This is a genomic window from Corynebacterium sp. KPL1814 (assembly GCF_000478175.1).
Classification (GTDB): Bacteria; Actinomycetota; Actinomycetes; order Mycobacteriales; family Mycobacteriaceae; genus Corynebacterium.
In genome coordinates, this window is the sequence record NZ_KI515774.1 from 308427 (window position 1) to 325415 (window position 16989).

Below are 16989 nucleotides of genomic sequence, written 5' to 3' on the forward strand. Positions count from 1 at the left end.
AAGCGAGGAAAAGTAAAGCGGGAGAATGCCATAGCATCCTCCCGCCAATTTTATGCTCGAGGGGGTCTCGAATTAGACGCCTTTAGTCGAGGCCGTTCGCGGAGGCGTATTCCTCTGCCTCCATGAGCTCGCCTGCTTCATCCACCTCGACTTCGATGAGCCAGCCTTCGCCGAAGGGGTCGTTGTTGATGACGGCGTAGTCATCGTGTACGGCATCGTTGACGGCCTTCACGGTGCCGGTGACCGGGGAAAACAGGTCGGATACGGACTTGGTGGATTCGACCTCGCCACAAGAATCACCGGCGGTGACGGTATCGCCTACCTCTGGCAGTTCTGCAAAGACGACCTCGCCCAGGCGGTCTGCGGCAACGGAGGTGATGCCGATGCGAACGGTCTTGCCTTCTACGGCGTCCTTGGCGGCGTTAATCCATTCGTGGTCTTCGGAGTAGGAAAAGTCTTGGGGCAGGTTAGACATGGTATGTAGTCCTTTCGGGCTGAGATTTTAGGGTGTGTGGGTGGCTTACTTGTCGCGCTTGTAGAACGGCAACGCGGTTACCTCAAAAGGATAACGTTTGCCGCGGATTTCTACCTCCACCGCGGTGCCCGGTTCGAGCTCCGCGCTGGTATCAAGCAGCGCAATGGCCACTGGGTGGCCAAGCGTGGGGGAGGGCTGACCCGAGGTGACGGTGCCGACCTTGGTGTCATTGAGGTAGACCTCGGCGCCGGCACGCGCCGCGCGGCGCTGATCCGAGGTGAGCCCGGAGATAACGACCTGTGGGCCTTCCTCGGCACGCTTGCGGATGACGTCTGCGCCCACGAAGTCAGCTTCTTTCTTGGCAAAGGCGCGCGACATGCCCGCCTCTACCGGGGTGATATCGCGGGAGAGCTCGTTGCCGTAGAGCGGCATGCCAGCCTCCAAGCGCAGGGAATCGCGCGCGGCTAGGCCGCACGGCTTGATGTCATATTCCGCGCCCGCCTTGAGCAATTCTTCCCACAACTGCGGGGCATCGGAGTTGTAGACGATGAGCTCGAAGCCATCCTCGCCGGTATAACCGGTGCGTGCGATGATGGCGAAGGTGCGTGCCACCTTGCCCATCGTGGCGGCGTAGTAGCCCAGTTCGTAGACGGCTTCTTGCTTATTGTCCTCTACCAGCGGGACGAGGATTTCGGCGGCCTTGGGGCCCTGCACGGCGATCATGGCAACGTCGCGGGACTCGTTCTTGAGCTCTACGTCGAAGCCCTCGGAGCGCTTATTGAGCTCATCCCAGACGGTATCGGCATTGCCGGCGTTGGGCACGACGAGGAACTTGTCATCCTCGAAGCGATAGGAAATCAGGTCATCGATGATGCCGCCGTCTTCAGCGGTGATCATGGAGTACTTGGCCTTGCCCACCTTCAGCGAATCTAGGTTAGAGATGAAGGAGTAGGACAAGAACTTGCCGGCGTCGGGTCCATTGACCCAGATTTCACCCATGTGGGAGAGATCAAACAGGCCTGCGCTGTTGCGAACGGCGCGGTGTTCTTCCAGCTCGCTGTTGTACTTCAGCGGCATATTCCACGGCCCAAAGGCCGTGAAGGTAGCGCCGAGTTCCTCGTGCTTGGCATTGAGCGGGGAGGTTAGAAGTTCGGTCATTGTTACTCCTCGGAATCGTCGATCTCGAATGCTTCTGGCGGCGGGCAGCTGCACACCAGGTTGCGGTCGCCGTAGGCCTCATCGAGGCGGCGAACCGGTGGGAAATACTTGTAGCTATGCAATAGGGATTTGACCGGCCACGCGGCCTTGTCGCGGCCGAAGGAGTACTCCCAGTTATCGGTAGCCACCGACTCAGCCGTAAACGGTGCGTGGTGGATAACGGAGTCCTCGTAGGCCACCTCACCGTCGATGATCTCCTGGATTTCGGCGCGGATGGTGCGCATGGCTTCGATGAAGCGATCCAGCTCGCCCTTGTCCTCAGACTCGGTGGGCTCAATCATCAAGGTGCCGGCCACAGGGAAGGCCAGGGTGGGGGCGTGGAAGCCGAAGTCAATGAGGCGCTTGGCCACATCGGCGGCGGTGACCCCGGAGGCATCGGTAAGCTCGCGCAAATCGATGATGCACTCGTGTGCCACCAAGCCCTCGTTGCCGGTGTAGAGGACGGGGAAGTATTCGTTGAGCGAGGCCGCCAGGTAGTTAGCGCCCAATACTGCGTGGCCGGATGCGGCGGCGAGGCCCTCGGCACCGGTCATGGCCAGGTAAGCCCAGGAAATGGGCAGGACGCCGGCGGAGCCGTACTTGCTGCCGGTAATGGGAACGCCCTGGCCAACAGGGGTTTCCGCGGTGGCATCAAGCTCAGGGGATGCGGCATCGCTGGGTAGGAAAGGGATGAGGTGTTCTGCCACAGCCACCGGGCCAACGCCCGGGCCGCCGCCACCGTGCGGAATGGTGAAGGTCTTGTGCAGGTTGAGGTGGGAGACGTCGCCGCCGAAATCGCCTGGGCGTGCCCAGCCGGTCAGCGCGTTCATGTTGGCGCCATCGATGTAGACTTGGCCGCCGACCGCGTGCACCTTATCGCACACATCGCGCACCTCGGGGTCGAAGACGCCGTGGGTGGAGGGGTAGGTAACCATGATGCCGGCGATGTGGTTGCCGTGCTTTTCGATCTTTTCTTCCAAGTCCGCGACGTCAATGGAGCCGTCCTCGGCGGTCTTGACCACGGCGACGCGCAGGTTAGCCAGGGTGGCAGAAGCGGCGTTGGTGCCGTGCGCGGAGGCCGGGATGAGCACGACATCGCGCTCATTATCGCCATTGGCCACGTGGTAGCGGCGAATGGCCAGTAGACCCGCCAACTCGCCCTGGGAGCCGGCATTCGGCTGGATGGAGACCTTGGCATAGCCGGTAAGCTCGGCGAGCCAGCCTTCGATCTCTTCCACCAACGCGCGCCAGCCCGCCGTGGTTTCTTCTGGGGCATACGGGTGGATGCCCGCGAATTCTGGCCAGGAGATGGGCTCCATGGCCGCGGTGGGGTTGAGCTTCATGGTGCACGAGCCCAGCGGAATCATGGAGCGGTCCAGCGCCAAGTCCTTGTCCGCGAGCTTGCGCAGGTAGCGCAGCATCTGGGTCTCAGAATGGATGGAGTGGAAAATCTCGTGCTCTAGCGGTTCCTCGGCACGCTGCAGGTTCTCCGGCAGGTCAAAGTTTGCTTCAGCCGGGGTGGCGCCGAAGGCCTCTGCCAAGTGTGCGACATCGCGCTGCGTAGCGGATTCACCGAAGGATACGGATACCTTGTCGGTTCCGATTGCGCGCACCAAGTAGCCCGCATCCTGCAGATCGGCCTTGATCTTCTGGGCGTCAACACCGCAGACGGTGACGGTATCGAAGAAGTGCTGCGATGTAATCTCCAAACCAGCATCCACGATGGACTGGGCGAAGGAGGAGGACAAGCTGTGCACGCGCTCGGCGATGTCCTTGAGTCCCTTCGGCCCATGGTAGACGGCATACATCGAGGCCACATTGGCCAAAAGTGCCTGGGCAGTACAAATATTGGAGGTCGCGCGCTCGCGGCGGATGTGCTGCTCGCGGGTTTGTAGCGCCAAGCGGTAGGCCGGGCGGCCATCTGCATCCTTGGAGACACCGACGATGCGGCCCGGCATCTGGCGCTTGAGCTTATCCGTTACCGCCATGTAGGCAGCGTGCGGGCCACCGAAGAAGAGGGGTACACCAAAGCGCTGGGACGAGCCCAAAACGATATCGGCGCCCAAGTTTCCGGGGCCTTCTAGGAGCAGCAGGGACAGCGGGTCAGTGACTACGGAGGCCAGCGCGCCGCGGGTGTGCAGCTCTTCAATCACAGCAGAAGGATCGAAAATCTCGCCTTCGGTGCCGGTGTAAGCGATGACGGCACCGATGAGGTCTTCGCCCACCAAGCCCTCGCGCAGGTCGACGATCTCTACCTCGAGGTCAATCGCGCGGGCGCGTTCAGCGGCAACGGTGAGCACCTGTGGGTGGAGGCGGGAGTCCAGCACGACGCGGCGGCCCTTCTTCACCGCGCGAGACATCAAACCGACCGCCTCTGCGGTAGCGGAAGCCTCATCCAACAAGGAAGCGTTCGCGATGGGCAGACCTGTCAGAGACTCGATCATGGTCTGAAAGTTGAGCAAGGCTTCCAAGCGGCCCTGGGAAATTTCAGGCTGGTAGGGGGTGTACGCGGTATACCAGCCGGCATCCTCAAGTAGGCCGCGGCGGATGACGGCGGGGGTCAGGGTGTCCGAATAGCCCTGGCCATAGAAGGGCTTCAGCACAGTGTTTTGATTGGCGAACTCCCGCAAAGCGGCCTGTGCCCCGTCTTCAGAAAGTGCTTCTGGCAGGTGGGGAAGTTCCGTAGCGCGGATCTTGGGCGGGATGGCGGCATCGACAAGCGCCTGCACGCTGTCGTAGCCCACCGTGCCGAGCATGGCGGCCTGCTCGGAAGAATCCGGCCCTAGGTGGCGGGAGATGAAATCCATCTGTGAGGTCTCCTTCATCGGGTGCAATGGTCTTAACCGCCCCTAAGTATATGTTTAATAACCGGTAAAAACAGCGCCCTTGAGAAACTTTTATGCAGTAACTCTCCGATGAAAATATGTTGTAGCCTGCTTACCTCCCAATTAGTGAAATATGTCTTGTAGTGCCGGGATAAAATTCGTCTGATATCTGTGGCGGAGGTTCACGCGCTACACCCCCGCGCGGTACCCCAGGCATGACAAAACCTCCCGCCCCTTCGAGTAGAAGGAACGGGAGGTATGCCAGTTAGCTAACTGCTTTTAGATATCGAGGTCAGCCTCGAAGTCTGCAGTCTCCAGGCGGTCCTTGATGGTGGTGATGAAGCGGCCTGCATCCGCACCATCGATGACCTGGTGGTCATAGGTGAAGGGCAGGAAGCACATTTGGCGGATGGCGATGGCATCCTGGCCATTCTCGTTGACCACCACAGCGCGCTTCTGGATAGCCGCGGTACCCAGGATTCCGGCCTGTGGCGGAACCAGGATCGGGGTATCGAGCAGGGCGCCCTCGGAACCGATATTGGTCACGGTGAAGGTGGCACCGGTCAGGTCATTTGGCTTCAGCTTGTTATTGCGGGCCTTATCAGCCAGCTCTGCAATTTGCTGCGCGATTTCCGGCAAGGACAGGTTCTGTGCCTTGTGGATGACCGGGGTGAGCAGACCCTTCGGGGTGTCTACGGCGATGGCGACGTTGACATCCTCGTGGTAGGTCATCTCCTTGGTTTCTGGGTCATAGGAGGCGTTCACGTTCGGGTGGGAGACCAAAGCCTCCGTGGTGGCCTTCACGATGAACGGCAGGAAGGACAGGTTGGCGCCATACTTATCAATGAACGCCTGCTTGCTCTTCTTGCGCATGTCCCAAATAGGAGTCATATCGACTTCCTGTACGTGGGTAAGCTGTGCGGAAATCTGCAGCGCTTCCACCATCTTGGTAGCGGTGATTTCGCGGATGCGGTTGACCTTCTTGGTGGTACCGATAAGCTCCTGCTTTTCCGGATCCACGGACTTGGTGGACCAGCGTGCGCGTGGGGAGTCAGCAGTCTTCTTATCTTCGCCTGCCGATGCCTTCGCATCGCCCTCACCAGCAGCTGCAAGGACGTCCTGCTTGCGGATGCGTCCGCCCACACCGGTGCCTTCAATGGAGCTGAGGTCTACGCCGTGCTTATCAGCCAGCTTGCGCACCAACGGGGTCACGTATGGAACGTTATCGCCGTTGTTGACCTTGGTGGAGGTGTTCAGGGAAGAATCCTGCTTCGGCTCTTCCTTCTTCTCCTCCTTGGCAGGCTGGGCCTTGTCTTCCTTCTTCTCGTCAGACTTAGGCTCTTCCTTCTTTTCCTCGGACTTGTCGTCGTCGGAGTCGGAGTCGTCAGAGTCGTCGGAGGATGGTGCGGCGTTTTCGTCGCCGACGCGGGCGATGGCTTCGCCGACCTCGATGGTGTCGTCTTCTTCGGCGAGGATTTCTACCAGGGTGCCGGCGACGGGGGAAGGAATTTCGGTGTCGACCTTGTCGGTGGAGACCTCGAGCAGTGGTTCGTCTACCTCGACGGTGTCGCCGACGGACTTGAGCCACTGGGTAATGGTGCCTTCGGTGACGGATTCGCCGAGTTCAGGCATCTCCACATCGGTGGCTTCGCCGGAGGACTTGGCAGAGGAGTCAGACTTGGACTCTTCCTTGTCTTCGGACTTGGTTTCTTCCTTGTCTTCGGACTTGGTTTCTTCCTTGTCTTCGGACTTGTCGTCGTCGGAGTCGGAGTCGTCGGAGGATGGTGCGGCGTTTTCGTCGCCGACGCGGGCGATGGCTTCGCCGACCTCGATGGTGTCGTCTTCTTCGGCGAGGATTTCTACCAGGGTGCCGGCGACGGGGGAAGGAATTTCGGTGTCGACCTTGTCGGTGGAGACCTCGAGCAGTGGTTCGTCTACCTCGACGGTGTCGCCGACGGACTTGAGCCACTGGGTAATGGTGCCTTCGGTGACGGATTCGCCGAGTTCAGGCATCTCCACATCGGTGGTCTCACCAGAAGCCTGGGAGCTAGAGCCAGACTTCTTCTCGTCCTTTTCTTCCTTCTCCTCGGACTTGGATTCTTCCTTGTCCTCAGACTTATCGTCATCGGAGTCATCAGAATCATCGGAAGAGGAGCCAGCCTCGTCTTCATCACCGATGAGCGCGATCACCTCGCCGACCTCGATGGTGTCGTCTTCTTCGGCCTTGATTTCTAGGATGGTGCCGGCCACGGGAGAAGGGATTTCGGTGTCGACCTTGTCGGTGGAGACCTCGAGCAAAGGCTCGTCCACCTCGACGGTGTCGCCGACGGACTTAAGCCACTGGGTAATGGTGCCTTCGGTTACGGACTCGCCCAGCTCGGGCATCTCAACGGAGTTCGCCATGAGTTTTAAGACTCCTCGAAAAGTTGGAAGTATTCTATCGCTACCGCACAATCTTACAGCGTGATGCCCGTCATCGTGCAGTAGTGGGGTTAGTAATACCCTCCATGCGGGTAAACTAGTGGGTTATGTTCAACCTCTTCCGCCGCAATAAGTCCCGATCGCCACTGCGACCGCCCCGCGGTCCGGGAGAAACTATTCGCCCAGAAGATGAACAAGAGCTCAAAATGTGGGCGGCCGATAAGGCATTTGTCGAGGCATTTATCGAGCCTGAGACCGTGGTCAATGAAATGTCCGTGGTCGTGGTGGATGAAAATGGTGAGTTTATTCGCCGGCGCATCGGCGGGCCGAAGGGGATTGACGCGGTAGGAAAACTATTGCAATGCGACGTTTTTGATGTCGAAGAAACCGGGTACCCCCAACGCATGCGCGAGCGCATGGAACGCCAACGTATCTTGCGTAAAAGGGAAGAACAGCGCCTTCGCCGCGCCCGCTTTGAACGCGGGGAGAACCCTGATTCGGGGCAAGACTTAAGTTAATTGGCCTAGATAATGGTGGCGCCGGCCTTTCCTAGCTTTGCCAGGGCGGCATCCCCGCGGTCCGGATCCACAGGGGAGCAGTACTCGCTTAAGACGCGGACGGAAAAACCTTCCTTTAAAGCATCCGCTGCGGTTGCTTGCACGCAGTGATCCGTGGCAATGCCGACGATGTCTACTGCGTCGATCGCGTGCTCGCGCAGCCAATCTGCGAGCAAAACGCCGTTCGCTGCGCCCTCGAAACCGGAGTATGCCGCGGTGTATTCGCCCTTGCGGAAATATGCTTGCGCAGGCCCGATGGCCTCGTGCATCTGGGCCCCATAGGAATCAGCAACGCAGTGCACCGGCCAAGAATCGACAAAATCCGGGTCCTCCGCAAAGTGGGAACCCGGATCGATGTGCCAGTCCTGCGTGGCAACGACGGTGTCATACTCGGTCTGCAAAGAAGCGATCTTCTCCGCAACCTCGTTGCCGCGATCGGTGCCGAGCGCGCCGCCTGGGCAAAAATCGTGTTGGACATCAACGATGATTAAAGCAGTGTTCATAACTCCGCTATTTTATGCCCAGTCGGCGGCGCGGGGTATTACTTTGATTCAGCAATCTCGCGCAGGGCAGCGATGACGGTGCGGGTAGGAACGCCCGTACCCATCTTTGGCGTGTAGCCATAGGCACCGGTGGTATTGAAGGAAGGCCCAGCGACATCGATATGTGCCCATTCGATGCCCTCGCCTACGAAGTGCTTCAGATAAGTACCGGCGTATTCCATGCCGCCTTCGCGCTTGGCGTTGATATTGCGGATATCTGCGCTGGCGGATTTCACGGATTCATCGTGCTCTTCCAATAGCGGCATGGCCCATGCGTTTTCGCCTACCTCGCGGCCGATGCTGGCCATGCGGTCGCGGAAGTCCTCCGAACCCATGACGCCGGCGGTGCGCCCGCCCAAGGCGACCATCTGGGCGCCGGTCAGCGTGGCGGTTTCGATGAGGAAGTCGGGCTTATCCTCGCTGGCGCGCGCGATGGCATCGGCAAGCACCAAGCGGCCCTCTGCATCGGTGTTGAGTACCTCAGAGGTAATGCCGCCGTAGTGGGTGATGACATCGCCCGGGCGGGTAGCATTATCGCCTGGCATGTTTTCCGCCAGCGGCAGGGTAGCGGTGATCTTCACTGGCAGGTTGAGCTTTGCCGCGGCGATGATGGAGGCGGCCATAGCAGCGGAACCGCCCATATCGGAAATCATGTCCCACATGCCAGAGCCTGGCTTCAAGGAAATGCCGCCGGTATCGAAGGTGATGCCCTTGCCCACGAGCGCCACGTGCTTCTTTGCCTTCTTTGGGCTCCAGCTCAGGCGCACCAAGCGCGGTGGGCGAGCGGAACCGCGACCAACCGCAGTGATGCCGCCAAAACCCTGCTTCTTCAATGCCTTTTCATCCAAGATTTCTACATCGAGGCCTACCTCTTCAGCTTGGGCGGAGAGGAAGTCTGCATAAGACTCTGGGTACAGCAGGTTCGACGGGGTATTGACCAGATCGCGGGCAATGAGCACGGATTCTGCGGTGATCTTCGCTGCCTCGAGCTCCTCGCGCGCGGACTTTTCTGCCACCACGGTAAAAGCGGCGGGCTGCTCGGAATCCTTGCCGGGCTTAGAGCGCAGCCCCTTGAACTTGTAGCCGCCCAAGATGAGGCCTTCTACAGTGGGCGCGATTCCAAAATCCCCCAGGGACGTGGCTACCTCTTCCAGCTTGGAAATCGAGCGTGCGGCGCTGCCGGCGGCGCGGCGCAAGGTTTCTGCATCGAGGTCCTCTGCATCGCCGAGGCCGACGGCAATGACGGAATCTGCCTCCGCCTTCTTGGGGGCGGGTATGCGGGTGACCTCGTTGGCCTTACCGGTTGCCCCCACGGCAATGAGAGACTCGTACGCTTCCCGCAGCTCGGCTGACTTGAGCAGCGAGGTTCCTGGAAGCTCAATGCCATCTTCGCCTTCGAATGCCGCGATAAGTAGGGCCTGCGTGTTCTTCGGAGCCTTCTTTTCTAGCGTAAGTTCCGGAAATTCCCCACGTGCGGGTACAGCGTGCTGAGACATAATATCCTCCTTTTTAATTGGTACTAATGAAACTTTCGCCCATAATACCGCGCTAAAGTGAACATATTCCTACCCGGCTATAGATAAAAGGAGTAGATTGTGGGCATGCTTGATTACACGATTACCCGTACGAATCAGCCAACGGCGGCAGCAGATTTAGATAAAATCCTGGCCAATCCAGGCTTCGGCCAGTACTTTACGGACCACATGGTTACCATTGATTGGTCCACGGACAAGGGCTGGCATGATGCACAGGTCCGTCCCTACGGTCCGCTTACGATGGACCCGGCGAGCAACGTCTTCCACTACGGCCAGGCCGTATTCGAGGGCATTAAGGCCTACCGCCAGCCCGATGACTCCATCGTGACCTTCCGCCCCGATCAAAACGCGCAACGCTTTATTAATTCGGCGCAGCGCTTGGCGATGCCCGAGCTACCGCAAGAAGAGTTCATCGAGGCGCTGCGCCAACTGGTGGACATCGATAAGAGCTGGGTTCCAGAGGCCGGCGGGGAAGCATCGCTCTACCTGCGCCCCTTTATGATTTCTACCGAGGTATCGCTGGGCGTTCACCCGGCTAATGCGTATCGTTTCATTCTCTTGGCCTCGCCCGCCGGTGCGTATTTTAGCGGCGGCATTAAGCCTGTTTCGGTGTGGTTATCTACCGATTATGTCCGCTCCGCGCCGGGCGGAACCGGTGCCGCGAAATTCGCCGGCAATTACGCTGGCTCCTTGTTGGCGCAGGCCCAGGCCGAAGAAAAGGGTTGTGACCAGGTGGTGTGGCTGGATGCCATCGAACGCCGGTATATCGAAGAGATGGGCGGGATGAACCTCATGTTCGTCTACGGCACCGGCGACGACGCCGAGATCGTCACCCCGGCGCTATCCGGTTCCCTGCTTCCCGGTATTACCCGCCAATCCCTGCTGCAGGTCGCTGAAGACATGGGGTACAAGGTTACCGAGCGGCGCATTACCGCCGAAGAATGGCAGCGAGATGTGGAATCAGGGAAGATGGCCGAGGCCTTTGCCTGCGGTACCGCCGCCGTCATCACGCCTGTGGGGCGCATCCTTGGTGAGGATACCGATTTCAGCGTTAACAATAACGAGGCCGGCGAGGTCTCCATGGCTTTGCGCGAGCGCCTGACCGGTATCCAGCGCGGTGCTGTGGAGGATGCCCACGGCTGGTTGCACAATTTGGTCTAGCACGCCACGGTGAAACGCTGCGCGAGGAGGACCTGCGCCGCGCAGTTAGGCCTCTGCCTGCGCGGCGTCCGCGGTAATTTCTACGCCCAACAATAAAAGGGGTAGGGCAGACAAGGCGCCGAGCGCCGGTACTGGCTCCATTTGCAGATCCAATAGGGGCTTCAGCCGCAGCTTCTTTAAGGCCAACCCGTGAGCTGGCTGCGGCGTGATATTGGTGGCAAGGATCCAGTCGTGGATCCGCGTGTCTGCGGCGGCGCATACGGTGGCGGTGGCGGTTAAGGGGGCATCGACAAGCAGGGGCGTGCGCCGCCTAGCCGCCTGGGACATAAAGCCCACCAGCGCGGCCAATACGGGGGAGCCGCAGGCCTTAATGAGCTCCCGCCCAGTCAGATCGCGCATCCGAAACATGGAATCGCGAATGGCCGCAACCTCGGCCTTCCAAGCCTCGACGCTCGGCTGCTTGCCGACGACCACCACCGGTTCCTCCTGCGCCAAGACACCCATGACGGCCGCGGCAACCTGCGTGCTGTCGATGCCGCCCGGAATAAGCAGATCCGCACCACCATCGATTTCCGCATCCGCCGCCTGCACGCCTAGGTCATAGGCCGAGGAGCAATCCGTCACCGTGACGGATTTAATGCTGGCCTCAACCCGCCGTGCGGCGGTCTCCGTGGCCTGTGGGATCTCCTCACCATCCTCGGTGAAGATGATGGCCCGCACCCGCTGTGGCTCGGAGGCGGGGGAGCGATCCTGGCAGGCGGCTAGCCACTGTGCGGCATCGCTTAGCCGGCCGTAGGGATAAAGCTGCGAGGAATCAGCCATCAGCGTGTTTCCTTAAACGTCGGCCCCGCGCTCTACGCGCGGGCGAGGAATGCGCCACTTGCGGGGCTGGCTGGCGCGGGAAAATGCGTAGAATCCCAGGCCAAAGCCGGTGGCGGTGGTTCCGGGGAACTTCTTGCGGACAGCATTATTAGCACGGCGGCCCAGCCAGATGCCGTCGATGGCGAAGATGAGGATAACCACCATCGCAATCGCATTGATGAGGCCGGCGATGCTTGGAGCCGCATAGGTCACAAAGACCACGACGATAAGGGCAAGCGCCATCGGCATTACCCATTCCGAAAGCGTACGGCGGGCATCGATCCAATCTCGCACGTAGGCGCGCTCTTCACCCTGGTCGCGGGCTGGGAGGAAGCGCGGATCGCCTTCAGCCATGCGCTCTTGGCTTTCGCGGTTGCGCTGGTTGCGCTCCTTGCGCTCTTGCTTTTTATATTCTTTCCACTCGTCCTTGCTCATGGACTTTTTGAGTTCCTTGCGGCGCTTATAGCGCTGCGCATCGGATACCCCATGTGGATCGCGCTTTACGCCGCGCGCGATTTCTTGTTCCTGGCGCTTTGGCGTGGGACGACCTTTCGGAGGGGTATACCCCTTGCGGTGGGTTTCTTCCTGAACTTCTTCCTGCGCGGGAGCGGGTTCAGGGGAGGTCTTGTCATCTTTTTGCCACGGAAGTTTCACGCTGATCAGACTACAAGGTTTCGGCCCCAAGAGGGGAATAGGCCCGCCCACGGCGTTGTTATTACTATGGGCTACCTTTTCCCTCCTCGTAGATGCGGGTAGGGTAGTGGCTACGCAACCAAGACACATTTGAGGAGAAGTGATGACCGCTCCAGTTTCCGAAACCGGCGTCATTCTGACCGAGGCCGCAGCCGCAAAGGCAAAGGGCCTGCTTGATCAGGAAGGCCGCGACGATCTCTCCCTGCGCATCGCAGTGCAGCCCGGCGGCTGCGCTGGCCTGCGCTACCAGCTCTACTTCGATGACCGCAGCCTTGATGGCGACAAGGTCGACGAGGTGGGTGGAATCAAGCTCGTCGTGGACAAGATGTCCGTGCCGTACCTTACCGGTGCCAAGATCGACTTCGCTGACACCATCGAGTCCCAGGGATTTACCATCGATAACCCGAATGCCACCGGCTCCTGCGCGTGTGGCGATTCCTTCAACTAAACAGAAGGATAAAGAAAGAGGGTGAGTGCTTCTCGGCGCTCACCCTCTTTTTATGTCTTTAAAGCTCGGTGTGGAACTTTACCCAGCCCAGGTTAAAGCTTGACCGGGTAGTCGCGCTGTTCAATCTGCGGGTCGATGCGCTTTTCCACAAAGATGCCGTGCCAGATCATAAAGGAAAGCACCGTCCACAGGCGGCGGGAGTGATCGGAGACGCCATCGCGGTGCTCCTTGAGCATCTCCAGAACTTCCTTCTTGTTGAAGATGTCCTCGGTCTGGGAATCGTTGATGGTGTCTTGCGCCCAGCCGTAGAGCTCGTCGCCGGCGAGCCAGTGGCGCATGGGAACCGGAAAGCCCAGCTTCTTGCGGTTGAGCACGTGCGCGGGGACGATCTGTTCCATGGCCTTGCGCAGCGCATACTTGGTGGTGCCGTGGGAGATTTTCAGGTTATGCGGGATGGATTCTGCGACCTTGAATACTTCCTTATCTAGGAATGGCACGCGCAGCTCCAAGGAGTTGGCCATGTTGATCTTATCAGCCTTGACTAGGATGTCACCGCGCATCCAGGTAAATAGGTCAAGGTGCTGCATGCGGGCTACTGGGTCAAAGTCTTCCGACTGCGCATAGATGGGCGCGGTGACCTCGCGGTGATCCCCCTCGCGCTTGGCCCATGGGATAACGCGCTGCATCTGCTCAAAGTTAAAGGAGCGTGCGTTGCCGTAGTAGCGCTCCTCCATGGTCATGGAGCCGCGGTTGAGCAAGGACTTGCCCTTCATGCCTTCCGGCAGCACGCGGGAAAGCTTGCCCAATCCCTGGCGCAGCGGAGAAGGGATTTTCTCGAATGGCGCGAGCGACAGTGGCTCCTTATAGATGGTGTAGCCGCCGAAAAGCTCATCGGCACCCTCACCGGACAGGACCACCTTGACGTGCTTGCGGGCCTCTTGGGCCACGAAGTACAGCGGCACGAGGGAAGGATCGGCGACCGGGTTATCCAGGTACCACATAATCTTTGGGATCGACTCGGCGTATTCTTCCGGCGAGACGATCTTCACGATGTGCTCTACGCCGATGGCTGCCGCCGATTCTGCGGCCACGTCCACCTCGGAATAGCCTTCGCGCTCGAAACCAGTGGTGAAGGTCAGCAGATCTGGGTTGTGTCGCTTGGCCAGGGTAGCGATGGCGGTGGAGTCGATGCCGCCAGAGAGGAAGGAACCAACGGTGACATCGGCACGCATGTGCTTGGCGACGGAATCCTCCAGCGCTTCTGCAATGCGGTCAAAAAGCTGCTGCTTTTCGCCTTCAGGCACCTGCTGGACCGGGAAACGTGGCTTGAAGTAGCGCTCGGATACGACGTCCTCGCCCGGCTTCAAGGTGACCGTACAGCCGGATTCCACGCGGCGGATATTGGCGTGCAACGATTCCGGTTCCGGTACGTATTGTAGGTCTACGTAGTGCTCAATGGCGCGTCGGTCAAGGCTGAGATCTAGACCAATGTCCTCAGCCATGTCTAGGATGCACTTCATCTCGGAGGCGAAGACCGTGCCAGCGTCCGTGGTGGCAAAGTAAAGCGGCTTGATGCCGAACTGGTCGCGCGCGGCAAACATTGTCTTGGTCTTGGTATCCCAAATGACGATGCCAAACATGCCACGGAGGTGCTCAACGACGTCCTTGCCCCAGTGGTGGTAGCCCACCGCAATGGGCTCGCCGTCGCCTTCCGTATAGAAGGTGTAGCCCAAAGCCTTAAGTTCTTCGCGGAGCTCAACGTAGTTGTAGATCTCGCCGTTAAACGTAAGGGCATATCGTTCAGGCTCGTCCTCCGGGCCCCAGCGCAGGGGCTGGTGGGAATGTTCCAAGTCGATAATGGACAGGCGGTTAAAGCCGAAGGCGGCGTCGCCATCATGCCAAGTGCCGGCTGCGTCCGGTCCGCGGTGGTGCATGCAAGGAAGTGACCGCTCCAGCGCGTCGACATATTTGTCCACGTTACCGGTGGCCGCGAGCATGCCAAGAAGTCCGCACATGTAAAGATAGCTCCTTTTAATTAAGCGACTAGTGCTCGTTGTCCTACTTTACGGTGCGCGGGGTGGAAACCAGAAAGCGCCACGGTTTGGAAGAAGCTGTAGAAAAGCTTAAATTAAGCTTCCCCGTAAGGGTGCGAACTTTCGGATGATGGCTGGAACAGCACCCTGTGAGTTAAGGCACATGGTGAAGGCGCAGACAGGGGGTGCGGTTGGAACATTGTGCAGGTGGGGCGGTAACCTACTGAATCGTGGATATAAATTGAGCGCCCTGGGTCTCCTTTAAAGCTTCAAAAAGGCTGGGAACCAAGCATTTATCCATTATTCTGATTGGGTAAGGGTGCTCTGTGAGTATTCGAGAAGTTTGTGTGGACAGAAAGGCAGAACACACGTGGGACAGCGTAATAAGCGCACCTTCGCCCGTAAGGCGGGCGTAGCTGGCGCACTTGCCCTAGGCGGTCTCGCCCTGGCTGGTTGTGACGTTCAGGCGCCAACTGCTGTAGAGAACCTCCTGGGATTCGGTTGGCCAAAGGGTGTGACCCCTGAGGCTGAGGCAATGTACAACTTCTGGATCTGGGTCTGGGTAGCAGCTTGGATTGTCGGCTTCGTTATGTGGGGCCTCTTCCTTACTGCAATCTTCCGCTGGAGCGCGAAGAAGGCCAAGCGAGATGGCAAGGGTGAATTCCCGCGCCAAACGCAGTACAACGTGCCATTGGAGATGGTGCTGACCATCGTTCCGATCTTGATCATTATGACCTTGTTCTTCTTCACGGTGCAGACCCAGCAGAAGGTCACCGCATTGGATAAGGATCCAAAGGTTACCGTTGACGTCACGGCATTCCAGTGGAACTGGAAGTTCGGCTACGCCGAGAACCACGTCAATGGTGAGAACTACAACGGTGCGGACGAAGCGCGTCAGGCTGAAGCGGAAAAGACCGCCCATGACCCTGAGGGTGTGGACAACCCCAACCCAATTCACGGTAAGTCCAAGGGCGACCTTTCCTACCTCAACTACAACAAGATTGAGACCGTAGGCTCCACCGAAGAGGTTCCGGTTCTGGTGCTTCCTTCCGATACCGCCATCGAGTTCCGTCTGGCTTCCGCTGACGTTTCTCACGCGTTCTGGGTACCGGAGTTCTTGTTCAAGCGCGACGTGTACGCACACCCTGAGGCCAACGCCCAGGAGCGCAGCTTCCAGATCGAATCGATTGATAAGCAAGGCGCCTTTGTTGGCCGCTGTGCTGAGATGTGCGGTACCTACCACTCCATGATGAACTTCGAGATTCGCGTTGTGTCCCCAGAGGACTTCAATGCTTACATGGACTTCCGTGAGAAGAACCCGAATGCCACCAACGCTGAGGCGTTGAAGGAAATTGGCCAGGATCCGTACGCAGTTACCACCCACCCGTTCTCCGGCGAGCGTGACACCGCCGATGGTGACAACTCCGTCAAGACCGCGGCATAAGAGATAAGGACATTACACAATGCGTGCAACATCGAAAGTCTTTTACTCAATCGCGACTTACCTTTTCGTCTCGCTGATTGTTTATATCTTTGGCGTCACCCTCGTGAAGGATGATGGTTACCTCTACGGCGCCGAGTGGGTTGGCATCGTGGGTATGTTCCTCTCCGTCGTGCTCTGCCTTATGCTGGGCGGCTACCTTCACTTCACCGATAACCGCAGCGACGTTCTACCGGAAGACTGGGAAGAAGCAGAGACCGAAGACTCCGCTGGTATCTTGGGCTTCTTCTCGCCGAGCTCCATCTGGCCACTGGCCATGGCTGGTTCCATCGGTTTCTTGGGCCTAGGCGTCATCTTCCTTTACTACTGGCTCATCGCCTTGGGCGCTGTCTGCTTGATTGCAGCTTGCGCCGGCCTGTCCCTGCAGTATGGCCTGCCTAAGGAAAAGCACTAGTACTTAGCTAGTCGCAACCACTGCCAAAACTTCTCAGCCCTCCTCACCACGCCGTGGTGAGGAGGGCTTTGGCGATCCGCGTCGTAAATCAAATAGAAAAGTTCCCGAGGTTCCACAATTTCTTTATGGGAGGGGGAGAGGGGCTGCGCCCAGGCTTTAAGTGGGCAGCAAAAGCGCATCGTAGCACGTAAACCGCAATTTCTGCGGGGGTCAACCGAAAGTTGCAAAAGAGCGATTTTCCCCGGAAACCGCCGTGTGATTTATCTCTCTAAGAAATTTGCTGAAACCGGTTGCGGAAGAGGGTCGAATCAACGTGAGCGAGGTAGTTGAAACGGTGGGCATCGTG

The 16989-nt window shown here is 58.9% G+C and carries 14 protein-coding genes; 5 read left to right on the forward strand and 9 right to left on the reverse strand.

All coding sequences use genetic code 11. The features are described from left to right. Window positions 1-82: 82 nt before the first annotated feature. The 4 genes from gcvH to sucB all read right to left on the reverse strand — a co-directional run bounded on the left by gcvH (window position 83) and on the right by sucB (window position 6900). Complete coding sequence (gene gcvH / locus HMPREF1257_RS01445) at window positions 83-475, reverse strand: glycine cleavage system protein GcvH (RefSeq protein WP_023023155.1); 393 nt, start codon at window positions 473-475, stop codon at window positions 83-85. Window positions 476-520: 45 nt separating this feature from the next. Then, on the reverse strand, window positions 521-1633 hold the full coding sequence (gene gcvT, locus HMPREF1257_RS01450) for a glycine cleavage system aminomethyltransferase GcvT (protein WP_023023153.1): 1113 nt from the start codon (window positions 1631-1633) through the stop codon (window positions 521-523). Between the two features lie 2 nt (window positions 1634-1635). Next, window positions 1636-4479 carry an aminomethyl-transferring glycine dehydrogenase gene (gcvP, locus tag HMPREF1257_RS01455; RefSeq protein WP_023023151.1) on the reverse strand — a complete coding sequence of 948 codons (2844 nt, stop codon included), beginning with the start codon at window positions 4477-4479 and terminating at the stop codon, window positions 1636-1638. A 297-nt stretch (window positions 4480-4776) separates the two neighbouring features. Beyond that, window positions 4777-6900 carry a 2-oxoglutarate dehydrogenase, E2 component, dihydrolipoamide succinyltransferase gene (gene sucB / locus HMPREF1257_RS01460; RefSeq protein WP_023023149.1) on the reverse strand — a complete coding sequence of 708 codons (2124 nt, stop codon included), beginning with the start codon at window positions 6898-6900 and terminating at the stop codon, window positions 4777-4779. A gap of 125 nt (window positions 6901-7025) precedes the next feature. On the opposite strand from sucB, the gene HMPREF1257_RS01465 reads away from it, so the two are divergent. Next, window positions 7026-7436 carry a hypothetical protein gene (locus tag HMPREF1257_RS01465; protein ID WP_023027914.1) on the forward strand — a complete coding sequence of 137 codons (411 nt, stop codon included), beginning with the start codon at window positions 7026-7028 and terminating at the stop codon, window positions 7434-7436. A 5-nt stretch (window positions 7437-7441) separates the two neighbouring features. Here HMPREF1257_RS01465 and HMPREF1257_RS01470 read toward each other — a convergent pair whose 3' ends face one another. Next, on the reverse strand, window positions 7442-7978 hold the full coding sequence (locus HMPREF1257_RS01470; RefSeq protein ID WP_023023145.1) for an isochorismatase family protein: 537 nt from the start codon (window positions 7976-7978) through the stop codon (window positions 7442-7444). A 38-nt stretch (window positions 7979-8016) separates the two neighbouring features. Continuing rightward, window positions 8017-9513, reverse strand: a complete 1497-nt coding sequence (locus HMPREF1257_RS01475; RefSeq protein WP_023023143.1) for a leucyl aminopeptidase — start codon at window positions 9511-9513, stop codon at window positions 8017-8019. A 105-nt stretch (window positions 9514-9618) separates the two neighbouring features. Here HMPREF1257_RS01475 and HMPREF1257_RS01480 point away from each other — a divergent pair, with 105 nt between their 5' ends. Beyond that, window positions 9619-10713: a branched-chain amino acid aminotransferase gene (locus tag HMPREF1257_RS01480; protein WP_034659188.1), complete on the forward strand. Its 1095-nt coding sequence runs from the start codon at window positions 9619-9621 to the stop codon at window positions 10711-10713. Window positions 10714-10758: 45 nt separating this feature from the next. On the opposite strand, the gene HMPREF1257_RS01485 is transcribed toward HMPREF1257_RS01480, so the two are convergent. Further along, a complete protein-coding gene (locus HMPREF1257_RS01485) occupies window positions 10759-11535 on the reverse strand; it encodes a nicotinate-nucleotide--dimethylbenzimidazole phosphoribosyltransferase (protein ID WP_023027915.1) in 777 nt (258 codons plus the stop codon). Between the two features lie 12 nt (window positions 11536-11547). Further along, complete coding sequence (locus HMPREF1257_RS01490; RefSeq protein WP_034659101.1) at window positions 11548-12228, reverse strand: DUF3043 domain-containing protein; 681 nt, start codon at window positions 12226-12228, stop codon at window positions 11548-11550. A gap of 142 nt (window positions 12229-12370) precedes the next feature. Between HMPREF1257_RS01490 and HMPREF1257_RS01495 the strand changes: the two genes are divergently transcribed. Beyond that, a complete protein-coding gene (locus HMPREF1257_RS01495) occupies window positions 12371-12715 on the forward strand; it encodes an iron-sulfur cluster assembly accessory protein (RefSeq protein WP_005283948.1) in 345 nt (114 codons plus the stop codon). 92 nt (window positions 12716-12807) lie between these two features. On the opposite strand, the gene asnB is transcribed toward HMPREF1257_RS01495, so the two are convergent. Then, window positions 12808-14730: an asparagine synthase (glutamine-hydrolyzing) gene (asnB, locus tag HMPREF1257_RS01500; RefSeq protein ID WP_023023135.1), complete on the reverse strand. Its 1923-nt coding sequence runs from the start codon at window positions 14728-14730 to the stop codon at window positions 12808-12810. Between the two features lie 388 nt (window positions 14731-15118). Here asnB and HMPREF1257_RS01505 point away from each other — a divergent pair, with 388 nt between their 5' ends. Together HMPREF1257_RS01505 and HMPREF1257_RS01510 are read left to right on the forward strand one after the other, a co-directional pair. Then, window positions 15119-16192 carry a cytochrome c oxidase subunit II gene (locus HMPREF1257_RS01505; RefSeq protein ID WP_023023134.1) on the forward strand — a complete coding sequence of 358 codons (1074 nt, stop codon included), beginning with the start codon at window positions 15119-15121 and terminating at the stop codon, window positions 16190-16192. Between the two features lie 19 nt (window positions 16193-16211). Beyond that, window positions 16212-16643 (forward strand): cytochrome c oxidase subunit 4, encoded by a 432-nt coding sequence (locus tag HMPREF1257_RS01510; protein ID WP_023023132.1) that lies wholly within the window; start codon window positions 16212-16214, stop codon window positions 16641-16643. Window positions 16644-16989 lie beyond the last annotated feature (346 nt).

Bases quoted from the DNA above. Each gene is read 5' to 3' on its own strand.
- gcvH (WP_023023155.1), bottom strand. From the start codon at position 475: ATGTCTAACCTGCCCCAAGACTTTTCCTACTCCGAAGACCACGAATGG.
- gcvT (WP_023023153.1), bottom strand. From the start codon at position 1,633: ATGACCGAACTTCTAACCTCCCCGCTCAATGCCAAGCACGAGGAACTC.
- gcvP (WP_023023151.1), bottom strand. From the start codon at position 4,479: ATGGATTTCATCTCCCGCCACCTAGGGCCGGATTCTTCCGAGCAGGCC.
- sucB (WP_023023149.1), bottom strand. From the start codon at position 6,900: ATGGCGAACTCCGTTGAGATGCCCGAGCTGGGCGAGTCCGTAACCGAA.
- HMPREF1257_RS01465 (WP_023027914.1), top strand. From the start codon at position 7,026: ATGTTCAACCTCTTCCGCCGCAATAAGTCCCGATCGCCACTGCGACCG.
- HMPREF1257_RS01470 (WP_023023145.1), bottom strand. From the start codon at position 7,978: ATGAACACTGCTTTAATCATCGTTGATGTCCAACACGATTTTTGCCCA.
- HMPREF1257_RS01475 (WP_023023143.1), bottom strand. From the start codon at position 9,513: ATGTCTCAGCACGCTGTACCCGCACGTGGGGAATTTCCGGAACTTACG.
- HMPREF1257_RS01480 (WP_034659188.1), top strand. From the start codon at position 9,619: ATGCTTGATTACACGATTACCCGTACGAATCAGCCAACGGCGGCAGCA.
- HMPREF1257_RS01485 (WP_023027915.1), bottom strand. From the start codon at position 11,535: ATGGCTGATTCCTCGCAGCTTTATCCCTACGGCCGGCTAAGCGATGCC.
- HMPREF1257_RS01495 (WP_005283948.1), top strand. From the start codon at position 12,371: ATGACCGCTCCAGTTTCCGAAACCGGCGTCATTCTGACCGAGGCCGCA.
- asnB (WP_023023135.1), bottom strand. From the start codon at position 14,730: ATGTGCGGACTTCTTGGCATGCTCGCGGCCACCGGTAACGTGGACAAA.
- HMPREF1257_RS01510 (WP_023023132.1), top strand. From the start codon at position 16,212: ATGCGTGCAACATCGAAAGTCTTTTACTCAATCGCGACTTACCTTTTC.